We start from the raw sequence: 25,766 nt of genomic DNA, 5'->3' as shown, positions 1-25,766 counted from the left end.
CGCCAAAGAACTGCCAAGCAGAACTGCCCCAATACAAGACGACCCAATACAAATATAAAATTTAGGGAGAGAACGATGAGCGATTTCGACAGGCGAAGTGTGCTTAAAGTCGGTCTGGGCGGCGCGGCGCTGCTGGCCGGCCCGGGCATTGTCCCGGTACGCGCGGCGGAGTGGACCAACACGCCCGAGCCGAACGCTTCCATCCGCGTCTTGCGCTGGAAGCAGTTCATTCAGGCCGAGTTCGACAAATTCGCCGAGCAGACCAAGGCGTTCTCCGAGAAGACCGGCGTCAAGATCAAACTCGAGGCCGAGAGCTGGGAGGACATCCGCCCCAAAGCCGCGGTCGCCGCCAATGTCGGCGCCGGTCCCGACCTGATCATCGGAACGCTCGATGATCCCCACAAATTCCCGGAAAAGCTGATCGACATGACTGACGTCGCCGACTATCTCGGCGCGCAGTATGGCGGCTGGTACCCGGTTGCCGAACGCTACGGCAAGAAGGGCAACAGCTGGATCGCCATTCCGCAGGGCGCGACCGGCGGCTGCCTGAACTATCGCGTTAGCCACGTGAAGGCCGCCGGCTTCGATGAATTTCCCAAGGACACTGCCGGCTTCCTCAAGCTCTGCCAGGCGCTGAAGAAGAACAACACGCCGGCCGGCTTCGCGCTCGGCCACGCCACGGGTGACGCCAACGGCTGGTGCCAGTGGGCGCTGTGGGCCTTCGGCGGCAAAGTCGTCAATGAAAAGAACGAGGTCGTGATCGACTCGCCGGAGACGATCGCCGCGCTCGAATACGTCAAGCAGCTCTACGAGACCTTCATCCCCGGCGTGCTGTCGTGGAACGACTCGAACAACAACAAGGCGTTCCTCAACGGCGAGCTCAGCCTGACGCTGAACGGCATCTCGATCTGGACCGTCGGAAAGAACTCGACCGATCCGAAGCAGCAGGAGATCGCCAAGGACATGAACCACGCGCCGATGCCGATCGGTCCGGTCGGCGTGTCGACCGAGCAGCAGAACGTGCTGGTTTATTACGGCTACAAGCACTCGAAGTATCCGAAGGCGGTCAAGGAATACATCAAGTTCATGATGGACAAGGCGAACTACGACGCCTGGGAGGTCTCCTCCAACGGCTACGTCTCACCGCCGCTTCCGGCCTACAACGACAACCCGGTGTGGACGTCGGATCCGAAGATCACGCCGTATCGCGACTGCCTGAAGCGCTGCCGCGACAACGGCTATGCCGGCGATCTCGGCTATGCCTCGGCCGCGGTGATGGGCGACTTCGTCGTCGTCGACATGTTCGCCGAGGCGGCGTCGGGCTCGGTGACGCCGAAGGCGGCAGCCGCACGCGCCGCCGAGCGCGCCAAGCGCTACTATCAGGTCTGATCAGCTCCAATCTACGCGGCGTCCGGTTCGCCGGACGCCGCGACTTTTCGTCGAGGGGAATCCGACATGGCAGTTATGGCCGAGTCCACTGTCGCGCAGGCCAAGCGCAGCAGCTTGTGGACCAGAGCATTCGAGAGCCGGCATTTCCTCGGCGCGATGTTCATGGTGCCGGCAATCGCCATCCTCATCCTGTTTCTGGCTTACCCGCTGGCGCTGGGCTTCTGGCTCGGCATGACCGACACCAAGATCGGCGGCGCCGGGCGCTACATCGGCTTCCAGAATTTCGTCTCGCTGGCGAAGGACTCAGTGTTCTGGCTTTCGGTGTTCAACACCATCTTCTACACGGTCGCCGCCAGCGCGGTGAAATTCGCCATCGGCCTTTACCTGGCGCTGCTGCTCAACGAGCGGCTGCCGATGAAGTCGATGATCCGGGCGATCGTGCTGTTGCCCTTCGTCGTGCCCACGGTGCTCTCTGCGATCGCGTTCTGGTGGATTTATGACAGCCAGTTCTCGATCATCTCCTGGGTGTTGATCAAGGCCGGCCTGATCACGCGCTATATCGATTTCCTTGGCGATCCCTGGAATGCGCGCTGGTCGGTCGTCGCCGCCAATATCTGGCGCGGCGTTCCTTTCGTGGCGATCACGCTGCTGGCGGGATTACAGACCATCTCGCCCTCGCTCTATGAGGCCGCCAATCTCGACGGCGCCACCAATCTGCAGCGCTTCCGCCACATCACGCTGCCGATGCTGTCGCCGATCATCGCGGTCGTGATGACGTTCTCGGTGCTGATGACCTTCACCGACTTTCAGCTCATCTACACCATCACGCGGGGTGGACCGATCAACTCCACCCATCTGATGGCGACGCTGTCGTTCCAGCGCGCCATCACCGGCGGCAATCTCGGCGAGGGGGCGGCGATCTCGAACGCGATGATTCCGTTCCTGGTCGCGGCGATCCTGCTCAGCTTTTTCGGGCTTCAGCGTTCCCGCTGGCAGCAGGGCGGGAGGGACTGACCATGACCACGGCAGACGACCAAAGCGTCGGAATGGACTATCTCGAGAGCTTCCCGCGGAAGTTTTTTCGGGTCTACCTTCCGCTCGGCCTGATCATCTTCTTCCTGCTGTTCCCGTTCTACTGGATGGCGGTCGCGACGTTCAAGCCGGACGCGGAGATGTACGACTACGAAAAGTACAATCCGTTCTGGATCGTGCATCCGACGCTTGAGCACATCAAGAAGCTGTTCTTCGATACCGACTATCCGCTCTGGATGTGGAACACCGTGATCGTCTCGGTGTCCTCGACCTTCATCTCGCTGTTCGCCAGCGTCTGCGCCGCGTACGCCATCGAGCGCCTGCGCTACAAGGGCTCGCGCTATGTCGGCCTTGCGATCTTCCTCGGCTATCTGGTGCCGCCATCGATCCTGTTCATTCCGCTGGCGGCGATCGTGTTTCAGCTCGGGCTGTTCGACGGCAATTTGGCGCTGATCCTGACCTATCCGACCTTCCTGATCCCGTTCTGCACCTGGCTCCTGATGGGCTATTTCCGCACCATCCCCTATGAGCTGGAGGAGTGTGCGCTGATCGATGGGGCGACGCGGCTGCAGATTCTGATGAAGATCACGCTGCCGCTTTCGCTGCCGGGCGTGATCTCGGCGGGCATCTTCGCCTTCACGTTGTCCTGGAACGAGTTCATCTACGCGCTGACCTTCATCTCCTCGTCCGAAAACAAGACGATCCCCGTCGGCGCGATCACTGAGCTCGTCAATGGCGACGTCTATCATTGGGGTGCGCTGATGGCGGCGGCTCTGACCGGCTCGGTTCCCGTAGTTATCCTTTATTCCTTCTTCGTGGAGTATTATGTGTCGGCGATGACCGGCGCCGTGAAGGAATGATCGCGGGGCCTGCCTCGAGAGCGCGCCGGGACGAATCGCCGAAATCGGCGCGTTCCGGCCAATAAAAAGGAGTAGGCTCTTGCACATTCTGGTTCTGGGCGCCGCCGGCATGGTCGGCCGCAAATTGTGCGAACGGTTGTCGCGCGACGGCCGGCTCGGCAAGAGCGACATCACCAAGCTGACCATGCATGACGTGGTCGAGCCGAAGGCGCCCGAAAGAGCCGGTTTTGCCGTCGAGACCGTGTCGAGCGATTTCGCCGTGCCGGGTGCGGCCGAAAAGCTGATCGCCGGCCGTCCGGACGTGATCTTTCATCTCGCCGCGATCGTCTCGGGCGAAGCCGAGCTCGATTTCGACAAGGGCTACCGCATCAATCTCGACGGCACGCGAATGCTGCTCGATGCCGTCAGGCTTGCAGGCGGCGGCTACAAGCCGCGCGTGGTCTTCACGTCCTCGATCGCGGTGTTCGGCGCGCCGTTCCCCGATGCGATCGGCGACGAGTTCTTCCACACGCCGCTTCTGAGCTACGGTACGCAGAAGGCGATCGGCGAATTACTGCTGGCCGACTATTCCCGCCGCGGCTTCCTCGATGGCATCGGCATCCGCCTGCCGACCATCTGCATCAGGCCCGGCCTGCCCAACAAGGCGGCATCGGGCTTCTTCTCCAACATCCTGCGCGAGCCGCTGGCCGGCAAGGAAGCGGTTCTTCCCGTGTCCGAGGACGTCCGCCACTGGCATGCCACGCCGCGCTCCGCCGTCGGCTTCCTGCTGCATGCCGGCACCATGGACCTCGCCGCGGTGGGGCCGCGCCGTAATTTGACCATGCCGGGTCTGTCGGCGACGGTTGGCGAGCAGATCGCTGCGCTGAAGCGCGTCGCCGGCGACAAGGTCGCCGCCCGCATCAAGCGGGAGCCCGATCCCTTTATCGTCAGCATCGTCGGCGGCTGGCCGCGCAACTTCAATGCAAAGCGGTCGCTCGAGCTCGGCTTCACCACTGCCGAGAAGACTTTCGACGACATCATCCGCATTCACATCGAAGACGAGCTCGGCGGCAATTTCGTCGCCTGATCTCTGACTGAGCGGGTAAAGTGATGGCGAGCGTTGCTTGCATCGGCGAATGCATGGTCGAGCTCCGGCAGGCCCAGGGTGGACAATCCGCCGGACCTTCCAGCGGGCAGGGCGGGGGCCTCTACTCGCGTGGATTCGGCGGCGACACCCTCAACACGGCCGTTTACCTCGCGCGGCTCGAGGTCAAGGTCGATTATTTCACCGCGCTTGGCGACGATGCCCTGAGCGATGAGATGATCGCGGCCTGGACTGCGGAGGGCGTCGGCACGAGGCGCGTCGCGCGGCTGCCGGGCAAGCTGCCCGGCCTCTACATGATCCAGCTGGATGCGAAGGGAGAGCGCCAGTTCTTCCACTGGCGCGACAGTGCGGCGGCGCGCCAGCTGATGAACCTGCCGGAGACGGACGATCTCCTCAACTCGCTGATGAGCTACGACATCGTCTATCTCTCTGCGATCACGCTCTCGATCTACGACGCGGCCGGGCGCGAGCGCCTGTTCGCGGCGATCAAGCGCGCGCGTCTGCTTGGCACCCGCTTCGTGTTCGACACCAATTTTCGCGCGCGGGGATGGCCGGATCGTGAGGTCGCGCGCGAGGTGTTTTCATCGGCCTTCGCGGCAGCCGACATCGTGCTGACCTCGACCGAGGATCTGCTCGCTCTCTATCCCGGCGAAAGCCACGAGCAGTTGATGGCGCGCATCCCAAGCCCCGAGCTGGTGTTCCGGCTCGCCGAGCCGGTCAGCCTGCTGCGCTTTCCCGGGGGGCCCTACGAGGTCCGCGCAGAGCCCATGACCAAGCCCGTGGTCGACACCACCGCGGCCGGCGACAGCTTTGCGGCGGCCTATATCGCGGCACGGCTCGCCGGTTCCGACCCGGTCGAGGCCGCGCAGGCCGGGCACCGCCTCGCCAGCCTCGTCATCTGCTATTCCGGCGCCATCATTCCGGGTTATGCCATGCCGCCGAAGAAACGGCATCGGCCGGCGACCACGCGTCAAGCGACCAAGTGAAACGAAAGCCAAGATGACCACGACTGCCCAACAGAACCACCTCGCCGCGCTGTTCAAGGCCGCGACTGTCATTCCCGTCCTCACCATCGAGCGTATCCAGGATGCGGTGCCGCTGGCGCGTGCGCTGGTGGCCGGCGGCGTCCGCACGCTGGAGGTGACCATGCGTACCCCTGTTGCGATCGAGGCGGCGAGGGCGATGATGGCCGAGGTGCCCGAGGCGGTGGTCGGCATCGGCACGATTCTCAATCCGGCCGACTTTACCCGTGTCGAGAAGCTCGGCGTTGCGTTCGGCATCAGCCCGGGCTTGACCCCGGACCTCTTGAAGGCCGCCACCCATAGCTCCTTGCCGTTTGCGCCGGGTATCGCCACGGCCTCCGAGCTGATGATGGCGCTGTCCTACGGCTTCGACATTGCAAAATTTTTCCCGGCCGAGCAGGCCGGCGGCATCAAGGGGCTGCGCTCGCTGGGTGGGCCGTTCCCGAACGTGCGGTTCTGCCCGACCGGCGGGGTCGGCGAGGCCAATGCGGCAACCTGGCTCGCGGAGCCCAATGTGGTCGCGGTCGGCGGTTCCTGGCTGTGCCCGACGGCGGAGATCAGGGCCGGGAACTGGGCCGGCATAACTGCCATCTGCCAGCGCACCCTCGAGGCCCTTAAACCCGCGTGAAGTCTTGCCATCCCTGAGCTAAGACTTAGGTCAGCAAGAGAGCGCCAGGGAGAATGACCATGACCGCCAGCATCGTCGGATGGGCGCATACGCCGTTCGGCAAGTTCGACACCGAGACCGTGGAAAGCCTTGTGGTGAAGGTAGCCAATGAGGCGCTGGCGGATGCCGGCATTTCGGCCGGCGATGTCGACGAGATCGTGCTCGGCCATTTCAACGCCGGCTTCTCGCCCCAGGATTTTACCGCCTCGCTGGTGCTCCAGGCCGACCCGAAGCTGCGCTTCAAGCCGGCGACCCGGGTCGAGAACGCCTGCGCCACCGGCTCCGCCGCCGTCCATCAGGGCGTGCGCGCGATCGCGGCCGGCGCGGCCAGGATTGTCCTCGTTGTCGGGGTCGAACAGATGACGCGCACGCCGGGCCCGGAGATCGGCAAGAACCTGCTCAAGGCGTCCTATCTGCCCGAGGACGGCGACACTGTCGGCGGCTTCGCCGGCGTGTTCGGCAAGATCGCCAGCTCCTATTTCCAGAAATACGGCGACCAGTCCGATGCACTGGCGCTGATCGCGGCCAAGAACCATAAGAACGGCGTCGCCAATCCCTTCGCCCAGATGCGCAAGGACTTTGGCTTCGACTTCTGCCGCGCCGAGAGCGAGAAGAACCCCTACGTCGCCGGCCCCCTGAAGCGCACCGACTGCTCGCTGGTCTCGGACGGTGCCGCTGCCCTGGTGCTGGCCGACGCGGAAACCGCCAAGGGCATGAGCAAGTCGATCGGCTTCCGCGCCACCGCGCACGCCCAGGATTTCCTGCCGATGTCCAAGCGCGACATCCTCCAGTTCGAGGGCTGCACGGTCGCTTGGCAGCGCGCACTGGAGAAGGCGGGCGTTACACTTTCCGATCTCTCCTTCGTCGAGACCCATGACTGCTTCACCGTCGCCGAGCTGATCGAGTACGAAGCGATGGGCTTGACGCCGCGGGGGCAGGGTGCCCGTGCCATCAAGGAAGGCTGGACGCTCAAGGACGGCAAGCTGCCGGTCAATCCGTCCGGTGGCCTGAAAGCCAAGGGCCATCCGATCGGCGCCACCGGCGTCTCCATGCACGTGATGACCGCGATGCAGCTCGCCGGCCAAGCGCCCGAGGGCATGCAGCTCAAGAATGCAAAGCTCGGCGGCATTTTCAACATGGGCGGTGCGGCGGTTGCCAACTACGTCTCCGTGCTGGAGCCGCTGAAGTAAGGCTGCTGCACGGTAGGCAAGGCGTGAAGCGCCGTGCCCACCTTCTTATCTTGCGCTAGATCATGGTGGGCCCGCTGGGGGCCCTTAAAGCTCTTGATCGATTTGCAGGGGATGCATCATGAGCAATGACTACGAAGATTCGCTGTCGATGGACGCACTCAACGATCGCATCGCGATTCTCGAGGACAATATCCGCCAGCTCATCGAGCAGGCCGCGGCCGCCTCGGGTGAGCAGAACGAGTCGCGGATCGCTGACCGCATCAACCAGCAGAATGATGAGCTCGACCGCCTCCTCAAGATTCGCGATTCCCGTCAGAAGAAATAGCCGCCTTTCGCCGCCGGCGCATGCGGCCATACGCCGGCGGCTCTTGCGCATGCGCCGCCACTGCCGTTAGCTGGACCGAAATCGCAGGCCTCACTTGAGGCCGCGCAATCGGGAGCGAACGATGGGGCCGCTGAAGGGCATCAAGGTCGTCGACATGACCACCGTGCTGATGGGCCCCTATGCGACCCAGATGCTCGGCGATTACGGCGCAGACGTCATCAAGGTGGAGTCTCTGGACGGCGACGTCACCCGCCTGATCGGCCCGATGCGGCACGCAGGCATGGGCCCGGTGTTTCTCAACACCAACCGTAGCAAGCGCTCGATCTGCCTTGACCTGAAGAAGCCCGCCGGCCGCGAGGCCGTGCTCCGCTTGCTGAAAGACGCCGACGTTCTCGTCTACAACGTCCGCCCGCAGGCGATGGCGCGGCTTCAACTCGGCTATGACGTTGTTTCCAAAATCAATCCGCGGCTGGTCTATGCCGGCGTGTTCGGCTTCGGCCAGGACGGGCCCTATGCTGCAAAACCGGCCTATGACGATCTGATCCAGGGCGCCACCGCGCTGCCCGCCTTGATGGCGCAGACCGGTGACGGTGTGCCGCGCTATGTGCCGAACGCACTGGTCGATCGCATCGTAGGCTTGACTGCCGTGGGCGCGATCTGCGCCAGCCTCGTGCACCGCGACCGCACCGGCCGCGGCCAGCGCGTCGACATCCCGATGTTCGAGACCATGGCCGGCTTCGTCATGGGCGACCACATGGGCGGATTGACCTATGAGCCCCCGCTCGACAAGGGCGGTTACGCCCGCCACCTCTCGCGCGACCGCCGGCCCTACAAGACATCGGACGGTTATCTCAGCGTCATCGTCTACAACGACAAGCAGTGGGAGAACTTCTTTAAGGCGACGGGACGCGACGACCTGCGCGCCGACGCGATGTTCGCGACATTCGCCGGCCGCGCCGCCAATATCGACGTCGTCTATGCCGAGCTCGCGCGCATCTTCGAGACGCGCAGCACCGCGGAATGGATCGACCTGCTCACCAAGGCCGACGTGCCGGTGATGCCCATGCACGACCTCGCGTCGATGCTGCACGATGAGCATCTGGAGGCGACCGGCTTTTTCCCAGTGGTGAACCATCCAACTGAAGGGCCGATCCGGAGCATGAGGGTGACGGCCACCTGGTCCGAAACCGAAGCCGAACCGGTGCGGCTCGCGCCGCAGCTCAACGAGCACGGCGCGGAAATCCTGCGCGAGATCGGCTATTCCGCCGACGAGATCGACGCCATGGTCCGCGATGGCGTCACCCGTTCGCCGCCCCGGAATGACGATGCACTGGTGCGCCCATGAGCTTCATCACCGGCGTCGGTCTCACGCCTTTCGGCAAGCACGAAGACTCGTCCTCGCTGGAGCTGATGAGCAAGGCCGCGCAGGCTGCGCTCGACGATGCCGGGCTCAAGCGTGCCGAGATCGACGGCATCCTCTGCGGCTACTCCACCGTCTCGCCGCACATCATGTTGGCGACCGTTTTTGCCGAGCATTTTGGCATCCGCCCCAGTTACGCCCATGCCGTCCAGGTCGGTGGCGCGACCGGGCTCGCGATGACCATGCTCGCCCATCATCTCGTCGAAGCGGGCGTCGCCCGCAATGTGCTCGTCGTGGCCGGCGAGAACCGCCTCACTGGACAGAGCCGCGACGCCTCGATCCAAGCGCTGGCGCAGGTCGGCCATCCCGACTACGAACTGCCGCTCGGCCCGACCATCCCCGCCTATTACGGCCTCGTCGCTAACAGATACATGCACGAGTACGGCGTGACGGAAGAAGACCTCGCCGAATTCGCGGTGCTGATGCGCACCCACGCCTGCACTCATCCTGGTGCGCAATTCCAGGATCCCATCGAGGTCGCCGACGTCATGGGCTCTAAGCCGGTGGCGATGCCGCTGAAGCTGCTCGATTGCTGCCCGGTGTCCGACGGCGGTGCCGCCTTCGTCGTCAGCCGCGAGCGGACGGGAGAGGCCGGCGTGCGCATTCGCGGGTGTGCCCAGGCTCATACCCATCAGCACGTCACTGCAGCGCCCGCCCTGAGCGAACTCGGCGCCGAGATCTCCGTCGCCCGCGCCAGGGAGGCCACCGGCCTCGCGATTTCCGACGTGCGCTACGCGGCGATCTACGACAGCTTTACGATCACGCTCGCGATGCTGCTGGAAGATCTTGGCCTTACTGGCCGGGGCGAGGCAGCCGCACGCGTGCGCGCCGGCCATTTCAGCCGCGACGGCGCGATGCCGCTGAACACCCATGGCGGCCTGCTCAGCTACGGTCATTGCGGCGTCGGTGGCGCCATGGCGCATCTGGTGGAAACGCATCTGCAGATGACGGGGCGAGCGGCGAATCGTCAGGTGCGCGACGCCTCGATCGCGCTGCTGCACGGCGATGGCGGCGTGCTGTCGTCCCACGTCAGCATGTTCCTGGAGCGGGTGCGATGAGCAAGCGTCTTGGCGACTGGACCAATGGCGAACAGGCCGTCACCTATCAGACCTGCACCGCATGCGGCCATGTGCAGTATTTTCGTCGCGCCTTCTGCGTGGCCTGCGGCGCGTCCGATCTGCGGGAGCAGCGCGCCAGCGGCAAAGGCAGGGTCTATGCGACGTCGCTGGTCTGCCGCGCCGCCACGCCTGAGACAGGGTCGCACGTGCCCTACAACATCGTGCTGGTCGATTGCGCCGAGGGTTTTCGCATGATGGCGCATGGTGAGAATGATCTCGCCATCGGCGATGAGGTCAATGCGAGCTTCAAGCCATTCGCCGGCAAGCTGGTGCCGTTCTTCGCCAAAGACAGATAGTGAAATTTAGTTGCTCGATGCAGCCCGGATGGAGCGGACCGAAATCCGGGTTTTTCGCCTCACCGATAGACTTTCCCGGCTCGCGCTTCGCTCCATCCGGGCTCCTGCAGCAAAGCGAGCGGTGGGATCCGTCATTCGGGGGCGGTCCTGAGAGACCGAGCCTGGAACGGGAATTCTGGGCCTGGCCTGTGCGAGGGCCACCCCGGAATGACGAAAGCTCTCACCCGACTCTTAACTAGCGCCCGTAGAACAGGATGCTGGCGATGACGAGCATCGCCATCACCGCTAGCATATGCGCGAACGCTTCCGAGGCCGCCCCCTTGGTGGCTTCCTTCATTCCATTTTCTCCCTAGACTTGGGCGTGACTCATCGATGCGCGGTTAGCGCCCAACGGCCAATTGTTTTTACTCGGAACACCCCTTGCGAGTATCCGCCGCGATCAAGTCCCCACGCGGCGAATATCGACTGTCCCAAGGTCGTTCAGCAATGCGGCGGCATTTTGACTCGATGTTGTTGCTCCTGCGGACGCGCAAGAATACAGTTTCGTGGAAATTTCGCCGCTAACGACAAAAAGCATCAAAGGCTTAGGGAAAAACTTCAGGAAAATCATGGCCCGCATCAACTACAGCGACCCGTCCAAGGCATCCGACCGCACCCGGGAGATCCTCGACAAGAACCGCAATGCCAACATCTTCCGGATGATGTCGCATTCGCCGAGCTATTTCGAGCAGTACTGCCGGCTCGGCGGCGCCATCCGCCACAAGGGCGAGCTCGATCCGATCGTGCGCGAACTCGCGATCACCCGCACCGGCATTTTGTGCGAGGCGCCGTATGAGATCGTCGCGCACAAGCGCATCGGCAAGAATGTCGGCGTCACCGACGAGCAGAACGAGGCGCTCGAGAACTGGCAGGCCGCGAACTGTTTCAATGAAGTGCAGCGCGCCGCGCTAGCCTTCACCGACGAGATCGTCAAGCTGAACAAGCCGACGGATGCGACCTTCAAGGCGATCTCATCGAAGCTGACGCCGGCCGCACTGGTTGAACTGCAGCTCTCGGTGGGATTCTACATCATGACGTCAAAGTTTCTGGAGACCTTCGAGATCGACCTTCAGCCGGTCACCGAAGTGGTCGGCTGATCGAGCAATTGCTGTGAGGGATGCTCATGACGATCGATGAATATGCCGCCTGGGCTGCAACGATTGCGAAAGTCGATGAGCGTCCGTCGAACGAACGGCTGTCCTATCTCGGGCTCGGCCTCGCCGGCGAGTCCGGCGAAGTCGCCGACCATATCAAGAAGCTGCTCCGCGATGACTGGCTCGACCAGGCGGGCCTCGTCGAAGAGCTCGGCGATGTCATCTATTACTGGGCCTGCCTCTGCGTGGCGACCGGCCAGCAGCCATCGGAGCTGCTCAAGACCAGTGCCGCCAAGATCAAGCGGCGGATCAGCGAGGCGGCGAGCCGCTAGGCCGCTCAGGTGGAGGTCAAGATATCCACTTTGGCGTTGGCGACGATCAGGCGCTCGGCCAGAAGCTGCGCAAGATTGCGCATGATGCGTTCGCTGGCGTGCGGGTGCTGCTTGCGGAAGCGCTCGAACGCTTTCAGAGGCGCCTCGAACGCGGTCGCAGCCATATCCGCGAACACGTCCGCGGAGCGGGTGGTCTCGATCAGGGCCATCTCGCCGAACGCCATGCCGGCGGTGAGTGTTGCGAGCCGCACTCCGTCGGGCAGGGTGACATGCACCGCGCCGCTGCGCAGGAAGAACAGGGAATCGGCTGCGGCGCCAGTGGTGAGGATTTTCGCGCCAGACTGATAGATCCGGATCGTGCAGATCGAGGCGAGGTCGGTCAGCTCTTCCGCGCTGAGGCCTGCGAGCAGCGGCTGCTCGGAAAGCTCGGTGGTCTCGTGAAAATCGATCGAGCCGCCATAGCGGTAGACGATCTGGTCTTCGGCCCATTCGATCGCGGTGTCGAGCACATAGAAGTCGCGGACGTTCTTCAGCTCCGCGGTCCACTCCCGCAGGCTGTCCCATTCTTTGGAGGCGCGCCTGACGCCTGACAGGACGACGGTCACATTCAGCGCCGCCAGCTCCTCGAACGCTTCAGCCACCAGCCGCGCCCCGGCGCGTGTGGTGGAGGTGACGCGGTGGAGATCGAAAATCACGAATTGCGGCCGCGGCCGGCCCGCAAGCCGGCGTGAGACATAGTCGACCGCCGACAGCGACAGCGTGCCGACCAGCTCGATGATCCGCACCTCCTGCTCGTGGGCTGCGAGAATATCGCGCTCCTGCGGGCGGCGCACGCGCCGCGACGGGCTCTTGCCGATGTCGTAATCGGCGATGACGGCGTTGCGTGCGTCGTCGCTGCGGTTGAGCATATGCAGATCGTAATGCGAGGACAGCGCCTCGCAGACCTTGATGCCGCGCACGCTGTTGCCGTGCTTGTCGAGCCTTGGCGAATAGCTGCCGAGCCCGAGGCGGGCGGGGAGTGCGGCGAGAATTCCGCCGCCGACGCCACTCTTGGCGGGGATGCCGATCCGGTAGATCCATTCGCCGGCATAGTCGTACATGCCCGACGACGTCATCACCGACAGCGTGCGCGAGATCGCGTAAGGCGTCAGCACCTGCTCGCCGGTAACCGGGTTGACGCCACGGTTGGCGAGCGTTGCCGCCATCACGGCGATGTCGCGCGCGGTGACCAGCACCGCGCATTGCCGGAAATAGACGTCGAGTACGGCCGCGACATTGTCCGAGATCACCGCATTGGTCTTGAGGAGATAGCCGATGGCGCGGTTGCGGTCGCCGGTCTGGCTTTCGGAAGCGTAGACGGCCTCCTCGACGGCGAGGTCGCGGCCGGCAAAACGACTGAGCGCGAGGCGAATTTGCTCGAAGGCGTCCGGACCCTTGCTGTCGTGGATCAGCCCGGTGCAGGCGATCGCGCCGGCATTGACCATCGGGTTGAATGGATGATTCTCCGAGTTGAGCCGGATCGAGTTGAAAGGATCGCCGGAGGGCTCGACGCCGATTGCGCTCTCCACCCTGTTTGCGCCGAGCAGGTCCAGCGCCAGCGCGAACACGAACGGCTTTGACATCGACTGGATGGTGAAGGGCGCCCTGGAGTCGCCGACCTCGTAGACATGACCGTCCAGGGTCGCGAGGCTGATTCCGAAACAGGCAGGATCGGCCTTGCCGAGCTCGGGAATGTAGTCGGCGACCGCGCCCGAGGTCTCTGCCGAGAATTCGTTGAGGCAATTGTCCAGAAACCGCAGCAAAGGCGGCTTCGAGCGGGTCCAGGCGGTAGCGAGAGGCGAAAGCGGTTTCATTGCCTCTCTTTGTGCAACGCAATCAGGGCACGCGCAACCCGTCCGGCACCACGGTCTGCCGCCGGACCAGCAGCAGGGCGAGCAAAATCGTGGGGATCAGGATGGCGAGGCCGAGCAGCGTCACCTGCATCTGCGACAGCGGCATGATGCCGCCGCCGGGGGTGGCCACCACGAAACCGCCGATCACCAGCAGCACGCGGATGGGCCACTCCAGCGCACCGGCGCCGCGGAGATCGCCGACGAAGGGCTGGTAGCCCTGGATGCCGCCGCAGATGAACAGCGTGCCGAACGCCGCGAGCGCCATCAAGCCGAGACCGGCCAGATAGGGGCTCGGCCCCTGCAGCACCAGCGCGGGATTGAGCACGAAGAAGAACGGGATGAAATAGATGATGCTGCCGACCCACATCGATTCCCAGCCCGTCTTCATCGCCGGCGAGCCGGCAATACCTGCCGCTGCGAATGATGCAATCGCGACCGGCGGGGTGATCGACGACAGCATGCCCCAGTAGAAAATGAACATGTGCACGGCCATCTTGTTCAGCCCGAGCTTCTCCAGCGCGGGTGCGACCAGGATGGCGAGGAAGATGTAGCAGGCCGTCGTGGTCAGGCCGAGCCCGAGAATCAGGCTGGTCAGGGCGCACATGCCGAGCAGCAGGAACGGATTGTCGCCGGCGATATGCAGCAGGTCGTTGGCGAGGCTCGACACCACGCCGGTCATCGAGAAGGCGCCGATCAGCAGGCCGCACCCGGCGAGGATGCCGACAAGCTCGACGAAGGTGCGGCCGTTGACCTCGAGGAATTTGCCGATGGTCGCGACAGTCCAGCGCGTGTCCTTCGAGAACAGCTGGTTGAGCACAAGAAGCAATGCGGTGGCGTAGAATGGCGCATGGCTCTCGCGCTTGAAGTAGAGCAGCATCACGATCAGAAGGGCGATGACGAAGACGTAGTACCAGCCATCCTTGATCGTATCCATGACCCGCGGCAGCTCCGCGCGCGGAATGCCCTTCAGCCCGTGTCGTGCGGCGTAGGAATCGACCTGCATGAACAGGCCGATATAATAGAGCGCGGCGGGAATGACGGCCGCGATCGCGACATCGGCGTAGCTGACATTGAGGAACTGCGCGATTACGAAGGCGGTCGCGCCCATCACCGGCGGCGCCAGCACCGCGCCGGTCGAGGCACAAGCCTCGATCGCGCCCGCATAGGAGGCGCGAAAGCCGCTCTTCTTCATCACCGGAATGGTCATGGTGCCGGCGGTCAGCACGTTGGAGATGATCGAGCCTGACATCATGCCGAGCAGGCCGCTGGCGAAGATGCACACCTTGGCCGCGCCGCCGCGGAACGTGCCACACAGCGCGAAGGCGAGATTGATGAAGAACTTTCCGGCGCCGGTCATCATCAACGCGGTGCCGAACACCAGGAAGCCGATCACGGTGTCGGCAAACGCCTGGATGGGAATGCCGAGCAGGCTCTCGCCCGACAGCACGTGATAGGCGGTCGCCTGCTCCAGCGTCGACTGCGTGCCGCGGAACGGCCCGAGCCAGCTGGATTCCGCGAACAGCGGATAGACGGTGAAGGGAAGCACGCTCAGTAGCAGGCTCCAGCCGCCGGTGCGGCGCAGCGCCTCCATCAACATCACCCACATCACGAGACCGGCTGCGATCACGCTGTTCGGCGCGCCGCCGAATTCCCAGCCGGCCTCGGCGGCCTTGCGGACGTTCGACATCAACAGCAGCGCGGCGGCAAAGGTCACGACGAAGCAGAGAAGGTCATACCAGGGAATGCGATCGAGCGGCGCGCGCGGGGTCCCCGGGAAGATCAGGAACGTGAACGGCAGCATCAGGGCGATCAGGAGGTAGAAGCATTCCGTGTTGAGCTGGGTGTAGCCGACGAAGAAGCGCAGCGAGAATTGCTGGTTGATGCAGAGCAGGATGGTCGCGGCGGTCGCGAGGACGAGTAGCCAGCGCCAGGCGCCACGCAAGCTTCGCACGCGCGTAACTTCCGCTTCCTGCATGTTGGCGGCGGCGCCATGCGGATCGTCGAACACGATCCGCTTGGCCTCGTCCTGGGAGGGGGTGGAGACTGAAGCAGACGACATGATCGACCCCGGGCGTGGACAATTAACGCTGTGAACTAATCCTCGAACCCGTTCGGCATGTCGGCCTTCGCAAGCGCCGCGGCACGCGCCTTCATCCAGGCGTCGAGGAACGCCTTATCATCCGCAGGCGGATTGGATTTTCCGTAGTCGGTCCACGCGGCGCCAAGCACCTCTTGCCGCTTGATCAGTCCGTTGTTGTGCGCCTCCTGTGCGTCGTTCCATTGCCCGGCCTCCTTCAAAGCCTTCACCGCGCCGGGATGCACCGGCACCACCCAGTTCTTGGTCTGGCGATCGGCCGCAAGCCCGCCGGCGCCGGGCGCGGAGTCCTTGTAGGAATCGTAGTTCACGATCATCGCCTTGGTGATCGCATAGACCTGCTCGGGGGCTTGCGAGGCGTAGGCGACGAAGATCGGATAGGGATAGTTGCCGAGCTCGATCGGCTTGTCCGGCGAGATACCGGCGCCGCAGGTCGCGGTCTGCGGGAAGAAGAACGAGCCGACCTTCTGCATCCGTGCCCAACCTTCCTTGTCCTTGGCGGGCAGCGGCGGCCAGACCAGCCCGCGCGGCGAAGTCTCGGCTTCCTTGGCGGGACCGGTGATGGTGGTGCCGAAGGCCGCATCGGTGTCGTTGTTGATCAAGCCCTTCCACATCGCGCCGTAGCTTGCGAACTCGACGATCTTGACGTCCTTCTGCGTCAGGCCGGCGAAGGCGAGCACCGCGAGCGAGTTCTGGTTCAGTGCCGGCGAGCCGACGACGAAGCCGACGCGCTTTCCCTTGAGGTCCTTCAGCTCCTTCACCCCCGTATCCGCGGCCACGCCGAGCGAACCGCAATTGCAATCAACGCTCGAGAGCAGGATCTGGAGCGGCTGCGGGCCCCATTCCCTGGAGCCAAACTCGAACACGCCCTCCTGCGCGAAATATGTCCCCGATCCCATCGCCGCGGAGACCGCGCGCTTGGCGCGCAGCGGCGCCAGACGCGCGACATCGTTGCCTGCGGGGAGCACGCGCACGTCGGTCGAGTATTTGTCCTTCATCATCTTGCCGACGCCGACCGCGATGTTGAAGCCGGCGGTACCGGTGTCATAGGCGGTGAACGTCAATGTTGCCGGCAGCTTGATGTCGTCGGCGAATGCATAGCGTGTAGACACAAAAGAAAGGCCTGCCACCACGGCAGGCGCGAGCATGATCAGCCCACGACGCATGTTTCCCTCCAATGATCCTCGCGTTTGCCGCGACGATTTCTTTCTTTGTTTGAAACAGGTTTTGTTTGAGAGATCATGTCATCGCGGTCAGGCGATGGCAACGCCGTACCGCGAACGCAGCAATGAGGCTGACAGAATGTCGCGGAAAACGACGGAGAATGCAGTCAGCTTGCGACGATTGCGATCGCCTGTCCTTCGGTAACGACGTCGTCGAGCTTCACCAGAAGCGATGTGATCTCGCCGCTCACAGGCGAAAGCACCGGTATCTCCATCTTCATCGCTTCGACCACCACAATCTCATCGCCATCTGCAACGGTTCCTCCAACTTGCACGGGAGTTGCGCAGACGCGTCCGGCGATCTCCGTGACGATCTTAATTTCTGGCATGCCATCGCCTTTTTGTTGTGGTCGCAAAATGCCTGAGGTAGTTTCTTCTGCAAGCGGAATTTAATTCCGCACAGCGGAACAAGCGGTAGGGATCATGGGACGACGTTCGGAGCGGTTGAGTAGACAAGGTGCGCTCGCTGGCGAAGCCGGTGAGGGTGATGTCATCCAGGTGGTGTCGCGCGCGTTCGACGTGTTGCGGTGCTTCGAAGGCCACGAGGCCAGGCTTGGCAATCTCGAAATTTCAAATCGCTGCGGCCTGCCGCGCTCCACGGTGTCGCGGTTGACGCACACGCTGACGCGGATGGGGCAACTGGTTTATCTGCCGCGCGATCAGAAATATCGCATCGGGCCGAGCGCGGTGGCGATGAGCGCCTCGATGATGAAGGGCGCGCAGCTGCGCAGCATGATCCGCCAGCGGCTCCAGGAAGTCGCCGAGCAACTGCCGGGCACCGTCGGCTTCGTGGTCCCCGATCGCTTCCATCTGGTCTATCTCCAGTTCGCGCGTTCGGCCTCGGCACTCGGGCTGCACGAGGGCACCGGCAGCCGCATCTCGATGGCCTCGACCGCTGCAGGCGCAGCCTACACCGCGGCATTGGCGCCCGAGGTCGGCGATGCCTTCATCGCGGACATGGAGCGGGAAGCTCCCGAGGCTGCGAAAATCCTGCGGCCCCGCATCGAGGCCAACCGGCGGTCGCTGCATGAGCGCGGCTATGTCGTGGCCTGCGGCCTGTGGAGCCCGCATATCAACGGGCTCGCGGTGCCGATCTGGTCGCCGCAATACCAGACCTTCGTCGTCATCACGATCGGTCTTCTGTCGGCGATGTACGACGAAGAGCGCCTGCATGCCGAAGTCGCGCCGCTGATGCTCGCGCTCGGCCGTTCGCTCGGCAGCCTGATGGAGGGCGCGGAAGGCGACGTCTTCAACGCCCGCATCCCGCGTAAACCGGTCGCCATGGCCGTGCACAACAATAACAAGCCGATCAATTCGGAGGGAGTGAATGAACTGGAAGCCGGAACTCGACGAGCTCGCCCGGCGCGAAGCCTTCGCGCGGGAGATGGGCGGCGTTGACAAGGTCAAGCGTCAGCATGACCAGGGCCGACTGACTGTTCGGGAGCGTATCGACAGACTGACCGACAAGGGCAGCTTTCACGAGATCGGCGCCGTCTCCGGCGTCGGTGAATACGATTCCAACGGCGAGTTGCAGAAATTGACGCCGGCGAACTGCGTGTTCGGCCGCGCGCGCATCGAAGGCCGCACCGTCGTCGTGGTCGGCGACGATTTCACCGTGCGCGGCGGCTCGGCGGACGCGTCCATCTCCGCAAAACCGCTGATGGCGGAGGAGATGGCGCATGATCTCCGCCTGCCCATCGTCCGCATCATCGAAGGCTCCGGCGGCGGCGGCTCGGTCAAGACTATCGAGACCAAGGGCGCGGCGAACTTGCCGGGCGGCATCGGCGGCACACGCTGGTATCGCTTCACCACCGACAATTTGTCGCGCGTGCCCGTGGTCGCGCTCGGCCTCGGCTCGGTCGCAGGGCTCGGTGCCGCGCGTCTTGCCGCCAGCCACTATTCCATCATGACCCGGAAGTCCGCGATGTTCGTCGCAGGTCCGCCGGTGGTGAAGGCGCTGGGGCAGGACCTCTCGAAGGAAGAGCTCGGAGGCGCCGACATCCAGACCCGCGCCGGCGCGGTCGATCATGCCGTCGACACGGAGGAGGACGCCTTCGCCTGTGCGCGGCGATTCCTGTCCTATCTGCCGTCGTCGGTTTACGAGCTGCCGCCGACCTTGCCCTGCACCGACAATCCGGAGCGTACCGAAGAGACGCTGATGAGCGCGGTGCCACGCAACCGCAAGCAGGTCTACAAGATACGGCCGATCGTCGAACAGGTCGTGGACAAGGGCTCGTTCTTCGAGGTCGCCAAGAATTTCGGCAAGCCGATCATTGTCGGCCTCGCGCGGCTCGAGGGCAGGGCGGTGATGGTGCTCGCCAGCGACAGCTTTCACTATGGCGGCTCCTGGACGGCGGATGCCTGCCAGAAGGTCGTGCGCTGGGTCGACTTCGCCGAGACCTTCCATCTGCCGATCGTCTATCTCATGGACTGCCCCGGCTTCATGATCGGGCTCGATGCGGAGAAGGCGGGCACCATCCGCCATGGCGTTCGCGCTATGGCCGCGGTCAACCAGGCCACGGTGCCCTGGTGCACGGTGATCCTGCGCAACGCCTTCGGCGTCGCCGGCGTGGTGCATCAGCCCGCCGACCGCTTCTCGATCCGCTACGCCTGGCCGTCGGCCTATTGGGGCTCGCTCCCGCTCGAAGGCGGCATCGAAGCCGCCTACCGCGCGGACATCGACGCGGCCGAGGACAAGGCGGAGAAACTGAAAGAGATCGAGGACCGCCTCAACAAGCTGCGCTCGCCGTTCCGCTCCGCCGAAAAATTCTGGGTGGAGGAGATCATCGATCCCAGGAAGACGCGGTCGCTGCTGTGCGAGTTCGCGCGGCTGTCGGAGCCATTGCGAAAGCCAGGGCCGCCGGGGAATTTTTCGATCAGGCCGTAGCTTCAGCCGTCACTGCGAGCAGCTGTTGCCGATCTCAGCCTAATTGCAGTTCGGCAAAATTGATCTATCGCAACACGTCGCGTCCGATTGTCTGCAAGCGTCTCGTTTGAAACGAGGGAGAGACGTCATGACAAATGCGGGTAACGCGCTGCTTTGGACGGCCATATTTTTCTGCCTGTCGTTCGCTTCGATTTTTGTAGTCTGGTTTGCCGAGCGGTTGCGCGCGGGCTTCGTGAGGAAGCCGTAAAGCCTCCTCGGTTCGCTCCCTCGTCACCTGCTGACCGGACGGCGGATGCCAGCCGCCGGGCGGTGCCCTTGGCGTCGACGGCCTTGTGCTCGCGCTTTGCGCGGCAGCGATGACGTGACCTCAAAACAATAACGCGCTACGCTTCCCGGGCAAGAACAAGAGGAAGCGCCAATCGTGTATGACTTCATTATCGTGGGCGGCGGCTCGGCGGGGTCCGTGCTGGCCCAACCGGCTCTCCGCGAGGAGCGCCAACAAGGTCCTGCTCTGCGAGGCCGGACAGGACACACCGCCCGGAGACGAGCCGGCCGAGATCAAGGACAGCTATCCGGGTACGGCCTATTTCGATCCGCGCTTCCACTGGACCGAGCTCAAGGTCACGACCCAGATCGTCAGCCACAACAATCCGGATGAAGGGCGCGCACCCCTGCGCAAATACGAGCAGGCTCGCGTGCTCGGCGGCGGCTCCTCGATCAACGGCCAGATGGCCAACCGCGGCGCGCCGACCGATTACGACGAATGGGAAGCGCGCGGCGCTGCGGGGTGGAGCTGGAATGATGTGCTGCCCTTCTTCAAGAAGGTCGAGCGCGACCTCGATTTCGACGGTCCCTACCACGGCAAGGACGGCCGCATCCCGGTCCGCCGAATCCCCAGGGAGCACTGGACGCGGCATTCGCAGGCGTTCGCGCAGGCCTTCCAGCAGGCCGGACATCAGTTCCTGCCGGACCAGAATGGCGAGTTCGTCGACGGGTTTTTCCCGGTGACGCACTCGAACCAGGCCGAGCAACGCGTCTCGGCTGCCATGGGCTATCTCGATCGCGACACGCGCAAGCGCGCCAACCTCACGATCTCCACCAACACGCAAGTCAGGGAATTGCTGTTCGAAGGCACGCGGTGCGTCGGGGTGAAGGCGGTGGTCGACGGGCGGGAGCAGGAATTCCGCGCCCGCGAGATCATTCTCTCCAGCGGCGCCATCCATTCGCCGGCGCATCTGTTGCGCGCCGGCATCGGCCCGGTCGGTCACCTCAGGGATATGGGCATTCCCGTGTTGATGGGGCTGCAGGGCGTCGGCCAACGCCTGATGGATCATCCCTCGATCTCGCTGTCGTCCTTTGTCCGCCGCGGCGCGCGGATGAACGAGCACACCAGGCGCCACATGCAGCTTGGCCTGCGTTACTCGTCCGGGCTCGAAGGCGTACCGAAAGGCGACATGTTCGTCGTGCTGCTCAGCAAATCGGCCTGGCACGCCGTCGGTGAGCAAATCGGATCGCTCCTGACATTCGTCAACAAGACCTATTCGGAGACCGGACAGGTCAAGCTTGCCTCGCGCGACCCGGCAGTCGAGCCGATCGTCGAATTCAACCTGTTGTCCGACCGGCGCGACCTTGATCGCCTGATGAGCGGTTTCCGCAAGATGGCGGCCGTGCAGATGAGCGACGTGGTCAGGGCCGTGACGGACAAGCCGTTCCCGGCCTCCTATACCGACCGTGTGCGCAAGATCGGCGTGGTCAACACCAAGAATCGGATTCTGACCAAGATCGCCGCGGCCCTGATGGACGGGCCGGCGGCGCTGCGCCACTACATGATCGACAATTTCGTGGTCGAGGGCTTCACCTTCGACGACGTCATCAACGATGACGAGGCGCTGGAAGCCTTCGTGCGCAAGGCCACGATCGGCGTGTGGCACGCCTCCTGCTCGTGCCGCATGGGCCGGACCGATGATCCGATGGCGGTGGTCGATCCAGAGGGGCGCGTCAAGGGCGTGCAGGGCCTGCGCGTCGTCGATGCCTCGATCTTCCCGGTGGTGCCGTGCGCCAACACCAATTTTCCGGTCCTGATGTCGGCGGAGAAGATCGCGGCCGCGATGATGCAGTGAGCCGGCGCGGCTTTTCGGGCTGGCGAACCGCCTTGTCGACGCTGACCGTCCAGGACCGCTAGTGATACCGCAAAAGCTGAAATGGTGGGCGAGAACGGTTCCGCGGCCGACGGTCTGGCGGACATGCGTGCTTAGGCGGAACTTGGAACCCGGCTTCGGCGTTCTTTGCCAGATTTCGCCTTACGACTGAGACGGGCCGCTGACCGCGCGTCCCATCTCGGGGCCGGAGCGCACTGTCGGCGATGGAGCTTCACGGGGGTTCAATGATCAATTCATCAAGCCGGGCGCAAACCAGCGATCCCGGAGAGTTGCCTAGGATTTCGACCGGCAGTGACGGTCTCGACGATATCCTCTACGGCGGGCTCGATCCCAATCGCATGTACCTCTACGAGGGCCGGCCCGGCTCGGGCAAGACCACGATGGCGCTGCAATTCCTTCTCGAGGGCGCCCGTTGCGGTGAACGCGTGCTCTATATCTCCTTGTCGGAGACCAAGCGTGAGCTGACGCTGGTTGCACAGCGGCACGGCTGGTCGCTGGAAGGGGTCGACATCTTCGAACTGGTGCCGCCCGAGACGACGCTCGATCCGGAGCGCGAGCTCACCGTCTTTCACCCCGCCGAAATGGAGCTGAGCGAAACCACGGGCCTGATATTCAAGGAGGTCGAACGGATCAATCCCGCGCGCGTGGTGCTGGACAGCCTGTCCGAGCTCCGCCTCCTTGCGCAGAACCCGCTGCGGTACCGGCGCCAGGTTCTGGCCCTGAAGCACTTTTTCACCAACCGCAACTGCACGGTCATCCTCCTCGACGATCTCTCGTCCTCCCAGGACGACCTGCAACTCCATTCGATCGCGCATGGCGTCGTGATGCTCGAACAGCTCGCCATTGATTATGGGGCAGAGCGCCGGCGGCTTCGCGTGATTAAGATGCGCGGCATTCGATTTCGCGGCGGTTTCCACGATTTCACGATCGAAGCGGGAGGGGTGCGGATATTCCCCCGTCTGGTGGCGGCGGAACATCACACCTCGTTTATCGGTGAATTGACGCCCAGCGGCAATGCACAACTCGACCAGCTCCTGGGAGGAGGGCTCGAGCGCGGCACCAGTGCGCTGCTCTTGGGCGCCGCCGGTGTCGGCAAGTCGTCTCTCGCGCTGACCTATGCGATCGCGGCGGCAGATCGCGGTGAGCATGCGGTGTTCTTTGCCTTCGATGAAGGTCGCGGTACAGTGGAGGCCCGGGCTCGAACGCTGGGCCTGCCGCTTGAAAGCCATCTGCAATCGGGACTCATCCGATTTAAACAGATCGATCCCGCCGAAATGTCCCCCGGCGAATTCGCCGCCAATGTGCGCAACAGCGTCGAAAAGGACAACGCCCGAATTGTTGTCATCGACAGTCTGAACGGCTACCTCAACGCAATGCCGGATGAGCGATTTCTCATCCTCCAGATGCACGAGCTCCTGAGCTATCTCGGGCAGAAAGGCGTGCTGACCGTCCTGATCCTCGCTCAGCACGGGCTGGTCGGTCCGATGGAAACGGCTCTCGATATCAGCTATTTGAGCGATGCCGTGCTCATGCTGCGCTATTTCGAGGTCGGCGGAACGGTGCGGCGCGCCCTCTCGGTCGTGAAGAAGCGCAGCGGCAATCATGAAAATTCCATCCGCGAGTTTCGTCTTGGCAGTGCCGGCATTACGGTCGGTCCTCCGCTGACCGGATTCAGCGGCATCTTTTCCGGGAATCCGCGTTACTCGGGCACGGAGATACCGGAGGGGCTGTCGGAATGAGCGCCGACCGCGATCATTGCGTCCTCGTGTTTGCTCCGATTGGCCGCGATGGACCGGCATCGGTCGAGCTTCTCCGCAGTTCGAATCTCGTGGCAATCAATTGTCGAGGTCTGCCTGAACTGGTCAACGAGATGTCGGCTGGCGTGGGCGCGGTGCTTCTCGCCGAGGAGGGCTTGTTCGGAAAGGATACCCAGCCGCTGGCACATTGGATCGAGCGGCAGCCGCCCTGGTCCGACCTGCCCTTTGTCATTCTTACCAGCCACCGGGAGCAGCCGGCGGTGGTTGCCTGGCGCCGCAGCATCGTCGATACACTCCGCAACGTTTCGCTGCTCGAGCGCCCGGTTCAGCCGATCACGCTGACGAGCGCAATTCAATCCGCAATGCGGGCCCGCCGGCGGCAATATGAGATTCGGACCTTGCTGCAGGCGCGCGAGCGGACGGCCCAGGAGCTCGAGAAGCTCGTGGTCGAGCGCACCCGTGCCCTCGAGGAGGCCAACAAGCATCTGCGGGCCGAAATGGAAGAGCGCGCCCGCGTCGAGGAGACCCTTCGTCAGGCCCAGAAGATCGAGGCCATTGGGCAATTGACCGGCGGAGTAGCTCACGATTTCAATAATCTGCTGATGGTGATCTCCGGTGGATTGGACATGCTCGACCGACAGACCGATCCTGATCGGCGGCGTCGGCTGTTGGAAGGAATGGTTCAGGCGGCGCAGCGTGGTGCGGGCCTGACCAGGCAGCTTCTGGCTTTTTCACGGCGGCAGAAGCTCCGGCCCGAGGCCGTCGACATCCCCGCGCAGATCGGCGGCATGCGCGAATTGCTCGATCGGAGCCTGAGAGGCGACGTTCACGTCGAGTTCGATTTTCCGGAGGGGCTTTGGCCGGTTGAGGTCGATCCGGGAGAGCTCGAACTGGTCATTCTCAATCTGGCGGTCAACGCCCGCGATGCGATGCCGAACGGCGGTACGATCGTTGTCCGTGGCGAGAACCTGGCCGGCCTGAACGAGAACGAGATCGCGGGCGATTACGTTCGCCTATCCGTGGTCGACAGGGGTGTTGGAATGAGCCCCGAGATCCTGGCGCGGGTCTTCGAACCGTTCTTCACGACCAAGGATGTGGGGAAAGGCTCGGGCCTGGGGCTTGCTCAGGTCCACGGATTTGCGACGCAATCACGCGGGATGGTTCGAATAAAATCGATCGTCGACGAGGGCACCAGCATCGAGCTCTATTTGCCGCGATCCAGGAATATCCCTTCGGGTGAACGGCACCTCATCGACCTGAACAGGGCTCGGCCCAAGAAGGCCAATCAGGGCCGAATCCTCCTCGTCGAAGACGACGACGAGGTCGCCGCGCTCGTCAGCGAGATGCTTGCGCAACTCGGTTACCAGGTCACGCGCGCGGCCAGCGCTGCGGCGGCTCTCGGTGCCCTAGCGGACGGCCGCTCCGTCGATCTGGTGTTTTCCGATATCATGATGCCGGGCGGCATGAACGGTGTCGAACTCGCGCGCGAGATCAGAAGAAGGCGAAGCGACATTCCGGTCCTGCTGACGAGCGGATACGCCGAAGCCGCGGTTCACGACGCCGAGCAGGCTGGGATCCGGATCCTGTCGAAACCCTACCACATCGACGAGCTCGCCGCAGCGCTCGGCGCTGCAAAATCGGACTTTGCGATAGCCACAGGAGCGGGGTTGGCGACGACTCGGGGCTGACCAAGCGCGCAACAATCACTGCCCGGGTTTATGGCTCGAGGGGCACCCTGCGCAATTGCGCGCTCGGGCCGGTCGACGCCCGTCGCTGAGCGGCGCGTGCACATGCGATCGCATTTCGGTTGCGACGACACGCGTTCGTTCTCTGCGAATATCTATCTCCGCCGCTACGTCTGGGCTATGAGGACTGCAGAAATCGG

The 25,766-nt window shown here is 63.6% G+C and carries 22 protein-coding genes and 1 pseudogene; 18 read left to right on the top strand and 5 right to left on the bottom strand.

What is annotated here, in order from left to right; translation table 11 throughout:
- The first annotated feature begins 75 nt into the window (after positions 1-75).
- The 11 genes from IVA93_RS22245 to IVA93_RS22195 all read left to right on the top strand — a co-directional run bounded on the left by IVA93_RS22245 (position 76) and on the right by IVA93_RS22195 (position 10,403).
- Positions 76-1,389: an ABC transporter substrate-binding protein gene (locus IVA93_RS22245; protein WP_018459245.1), complete on the top strand. Its 1,314-nt coding sequence runs from the start codon at positions 76-78 to the stop codon at positions 1,387-1,389.
- Positions 1,390-1,455: 66 nt separating this feature from the next.
- Positions 1,456-2,403 carry a carbohydrate ABC transporter permease gene (locus tag IVA93_RS22240; RefSeq protein ID WP_007592324.1) on the top strand — a complete coding sequence of 316 codons (948 nt, stop codon included), beginning with the start codon at positions 1,456-1,458 and terminating at the stop codon, positions 2,401-2,403.
- A 2-nt stretch (positions 2,404-2,405) separates the two neighbouring features.
- Positions 2,406-3,281 (top strand): carbohydrate ABC transporter permease, encoded by an 876-nt coding sequence (locus IVA93_RS22235; protein WP_007592322.1) that lies wholly within the window; start codon positions 2,406-2,408, stop codon positions 3,279-3,281.
- 79 nt (positions 3,282-3,360) lie between these two features.
- Positions 3,361-4,347 (top strand): D-erythronate dehydrogenase, encoded by a 987-nt coding sequence (gene denD / locus IVA93_RS22230; protein WP_247369214.1) that lies wholly within the window; start codon positions 3,361-3,363, stop codon positions 4,345-4,347.
- Between the two features lie 23 nt (positions 4,348-4,370).
- Positions 4,371-5,351, top strand: coding sequence for a sugar kinase (locus IVA93_RS22225; RefSeq protein WP_247369216.1), 981 nt, complete (start codon positions 4,371-4,373; stop codon positions 5,349-5,351).
- A 13-nt stretch (positions 5,352-5,364) separates the two neighbouring features.
- A complete protein-coding gene (locus IVA93_RS22220) occupies positions 5,365-6,015 on the top strand; it encodes a bifunctional 4-hydroxy-2-oxoglutarate aldolase/2-dehydro-3-deoxy-phosphogluconate aldolase (RefSeq protein ID WP_018459241.1) in 651 nt (216 codons plus the stop codon).
- 59 nt (positions 6,016-6,074) lie between these two features.
- On the top strand, positions 6,075-7,244 hold the full coding sequence (locus IVA93_RS22215; RefSeq protein WP_007609038.1) for an acetyl-CoA acetyltransferase: 1,170 nt from the start codon (positions 6,075-6,077) through the stop codon (positions 7,242-7,244).
- A gap of 118 nt (positions 7,245-7,362) precedes the next feature.
- Positions 7,363-7,569: a hypothetical protein gene (locus IVA93_RS22210; protein ID WP_018459240.1), complete on the top strand. Its 207-nt coding sequence runs from the start codon at positions 7,363-7,365 to the stop codon at positions 7,567-7,569.
- Between the two features lie 121 nt (positions 7,570-7,690).
- Positions 7,691-8,914: a CaiB/BaiF CoA transferase family protein gene (locus tag IVA93_RS22205; protein WP_247297549.1), complete on the top strand. Its 1,224-nt coding sequence runs from the start codon at positions 7,691-7,693 to the stop codon at positions 8,912-8,914.
- Positions 8,911-10,047, top strand: coding sequence for a thiolase family protein (locus tag IVA93_RS22200; protein WP_247369220.1), 1,137 nt, complete (start codon positions 8,911-8,913; stop codon positions 10,045-10,047). Before IVA93_RS22205 ends, IVA93_RS22200 begins: the two co-directional genes overlap by 4 nt.
- Positions 10,044-10,403, top strand: coding sequence for a Zn-ribbon domain-containing OB-fold protein (locus IVA93_RS22195; RefSeq protein ID WP_085395909.1), 360 nt, complete (start codon positions 10,044-10,046; stop codon positions 10,401-10,403). The genes IVA93_RS22200 and IVA93_RS22195 overlap by 4 nt, the downstream gene beginning before the upstream one ends.
- 439 nt (positions 10,404-10,842) lie before the next feature.
- On the opposite strand, the gene IVA93_RS22190 is transcribed toward IVA93_RS22195, so the two are convergent.
- Positions 10,843-11,013 carry a hypothetical protein gene (locus IVA93_RS22190; protein ID WP_158091581.1) on the bottom strand — a complete coding sequence of 57 codons (171 nt, stop codon included), beginning with the start codon at positions 11,011-11,013 and terminating at the stop codon, positions 10,843-10,845.
- On the opposite strand from IVA93_RS22190, the gene IVA93_RS22185 reads away from it, so the two are divergent.
- Both IVA93_RS22185 and IVA93_RS22180 read left to right on the top strand, forming a co-directional pair.
- Positions 11,012-11,539, top strand: a complete 528-nt coding sequence (locus IVA93_RS22185) for a carboxymuconolactone decarboxylase family protein (protein WP_085352807.1) — start codon at positions 11,012-11,014, stop codon at positions 11,537-11,539. The two genes, IVA93_RS22190 and IVA93_RS22185, sit on opposite strands and share 2 nt — an antisense overlap.
- Before the next feature lie 26 nt (positions 11,540-11,565).
- Positions 11,566-11,868, top strand: a complete 303-nt coding sequence (locus IVA93_RS22180; protein ID WP_026233761.1) for a nucleoside triphosphate pyrophosphohydrolase family protein — start codon at positions 11,566-11,568, stop codon at positions 11,866-11,868.
- 5 nt (positions 11,869-11,873) lie between these two features.
- Here IVA93_RS22180 and glsA read toward each other — a convergent pair whose 3' ends face one another.
- From glsA to IVA93_RS22160, 4 genes are all read right to left on the bottom strand, one after another.
- Complete coding sequence (gene glsA, locus IVA93_RS22175) at positions 11,874-13,721, bottom strand: glutaminase A (RefSeq protein WP_247369223.1); 1,848 nt, start codon at positions 13,719-13,721, stop codon at positions 11,874-11,876.
- Between the two features lie 22 nt (positions 13,722-13,743).
- Positions 13,744-15,819, bottom strand: a complete 2,076-nt coding sequence (locus IVA93_RS22170; protein WP_247369226.1) for a TRAP transporter permease — start codon at positions 15,817-15,819, stop codon at positions 13,744-13,746.
- 35 nt (positions 15,820-15,854) lie between these two features.
- A complete protein-coding gene (locus tag IVA93_RS22165) occupies positions 15,855-17,021 on the bottom strand; it encodes a TAXI family TRAP transporter solute-binding subunit (protein WP_018459232.1) in 1,167 nt (388 codons plus the stop codon).
- Between the two features lie 164 nt (positions 17,022-17,185).
- Entirely contained in the window at positions 17,186-17,407 is a 222-nt protein-coding gene (locus tag IVA93_RS22160) for an acyl-CoA carboxylase biotin carboxyl carrier protein subunit (RefSeq protein ID WP_018459231.1), read from the bottom strand.
- A gap of 94 nt (positions 17,408-17,501) precedes the next feature.
- On the opposite strand from IVA93_RS22160, the gene IVA93_RS22155 reads away from it, so the two are divergent.
- The 5 genes and pseudogenes from IVA93_RS22155 (at position 17,502) to IVA93_RS22135 (ending at position 25,569) form a co-directional block, all read left to right on the top strand.
- Positions 17,502-18,476, top strand: a complete 975-nt coding sequence (locus IVA93_RS22155; RefSeq protein ID WP_247540484.1) for an IclR family transcriptional regulator — start codon at positions 17,502-17,504, stop codon at positions 18,474-18,476.
- The gene (locus tag IVA93_RS22150; protein ID WP_085352812.1) at positions 18,406-19,965 is read left to right on the top strand and encodes an acyl-CoA carboxylase subunit beta; all 1,560 of its coding nucleotides are present in this window, start codon (positions 18,406-18,408) and stop codon (positions 19,963-19,965) included. Before IVA93_RS22155 ends, IVA93_RS22150 begins: the two co-directional genes overlap by 71 nt.
- Before the next feature lie 421 nt (positions 19,966-20,386).
- Positions 20,387-22,085, top strand: a pseudogene (locus tag IVA93_RS22145) (GMC family oxidoreductase).
- 263 nt (positions 22,086-22,348) lie between these two features.
- Positions 22,349-23,863 carry an ATPase domain-containing protein gene (locus tag IVA93_RS22140; protein WP_085352814.1) on the top strand — a complete coding sequence of 505 codons (1,515 nt, stop codon included), beginning with the start codon at positions 22,349-22,351 and terminating at the stop codon, positions 23,861-23,863.
- Entirely contained in the window at positions 23,860-25,569 is a 1,710-nt protein-coding gene (locus IVA93_RS22135; protein WP_085352815.1) for a response regulator, read from the top strand. The genes IVA93_RS22140 and IVA93_RS22135 overlap by 4 nt, the downstream gene beginning before the upstream one ends.
- The last annotated feature ends 197 nt before the right edge of the window (positions 25,570-25,766 follow it).

Origin of the sequence: Bradyrhizobium sp. 155, assembly GCF_023101105.1 — a bacterium.
Lineage (GTDB): Bacteria > Pseudomonadota > Alphaproteobacteria > Rhizobiales > Xanthobacteraceae > Bradyrhizobium > Bradyrhizobium canariense_D.
The sequence above is the reverse complement of the archived record's forward strand: the minus strand, read 5'-3'. Positions and strand labels throughout refer to the sequence as shown.

Coding starts and splice junctions, on each gene's coding strand:
- IVA93_RS22170 (WP_247369226.1), bottom strand. CDS start 15,819: ATGTCGTCTGCTTCAGTCTCCACCCCCTCCCAGGACGAGGCCAAGCGG.
- IVA93_RS22155 (WP_247540484.1), top strand. CDS start 17,502: ATGGGACGACGTTCGGAGCGGTTGAGTAGACAAGGTGCGCTCGCTGGC.
- IVA93_RS22210 (WP_018459240.1), top strand. CDS start 7,363: ATGAGCAATGACTACGAAGATTCGCTGTCGATGGACGCACTCAACGAT.
- IVA93_RS22195 (WP_085395909.1), top strand. CDS start 10,044: ATGAGCAAGCGTCTTGGCGACTGGACCAATGGCGAACAGGCCGTCACC.
- IVA93_RS22225 (WP_247369216.1), top strand. CDS start 4,371: ATGGCGAGCGTTGCTTGCATCGGCGAATGCATGGTCGAGCTCCGGCAG.
- IVA93_RS22235 (WP_007592322.1), top strand. CDS start 2,406: ATGACCACGGCAGACGACCAAAGCGTCGGAATGGACTATCTCGAGAGC.
- IVA93_RS22215 (WP_007609038.1), top strand. CDS start 6,075: ATGACCGCCAGCATCGTCGGATGGGCGCATACGCCGTTCGGCAAGTTC.
- IVA93_RS22205 (WP_247297549.1), top strand. CDS start 7,691: ATGGGGCCGCTGAAGGGCATCAAGGTCGTCGACATGACCACCGTGCTG.
- IVA93_RS22200 (WP_247369220.1), top strand. CDS start 8,911: ATGAGCTTCATCACCGGCGTCGGTCTCACGCCTTTCGGCAAGCACGAA.
- IVA93_RS22180 (WP_026233761.1), top strand. CDS start 11,566: ATGACGATCGATGAATATGCCGCCTGGGCTGCAACGATTGCGAAAGTC.
- IVA93_RS22240 (WP_007592324.1), top strand. CDS start 1,456: ATGGCAGTTATGGCCGAGTCCACTGTCGCGCAGGCCAAGCGCAGCAGC.
- glsA (WP_247369223.1), bottom strand. CDS start 13,721: ATGAAACCGCTTTCGCCTCTCGCTACCGCCTGGACCCGCTCGAAGCCG.
- IVA93_RS22245 (WP_018459245.1), top strand. CDS start 76: ATGAGCGATTTCGACAGGCGAAGTGTGCTTAAAGTCGGTCTGGGCGGC.
- IVA93_RS22140 (WP_085352814.1), top strand. CDS start 22,349: ATGATCAATTCATCAAGCCGGGCGCAAACCAGCGATCCCGGAGAGTTG.
- IVA93_RS22150 (WP_085352812.1), top strand. CDS start 18,406: ATGAACTGGAAGCCGGAACTCGACGAGCTCGCCCGGCGCGAAGCCTTC.
- IVA93_RS22185 (WP_085352807.1), top strand. CDS start 11,012: ATGGCCCGCATCAACTACAGCGACCCGTCCAAGGCATCCGACCGCACC.
- IVA93_RS22190 (WP_158091581.1), bottom strand. CDS start 11,013: ATGATTTTCCTGAAGTTTTTCCCTAAGCCTTTGATGCTTTTTGTCGTT.
- IVA93_RS22135 (WP_085352815.1), top strand. CDS start 23,860: ATGAGCGCCGACCGCGATCATTGCGTCCTCGTGTTTGCTCCGATTGGC.
- IVA93_RS22165 (WP_018459232.1), bottom strand. CDS start 17,021: ATGCGTCGTGGGCTGATCATGCTCGCGCCTGCCGTGGTGGCAGGCCTT.
- IVA93_RS22220 (WP_018459241.1), top strand. CDS start 5,365: ATGACCACGACTGCCCAACAGAACCACCTCGCCGCGCTGTTCAAGGCC.
- IVA93_RS22160 (WP_018459231.1), bottom strand. CDS start 17,407: ATGCCAGAAATTAAGATCGTCACGGAGATCGCCGGACGCGTCTGCGCA.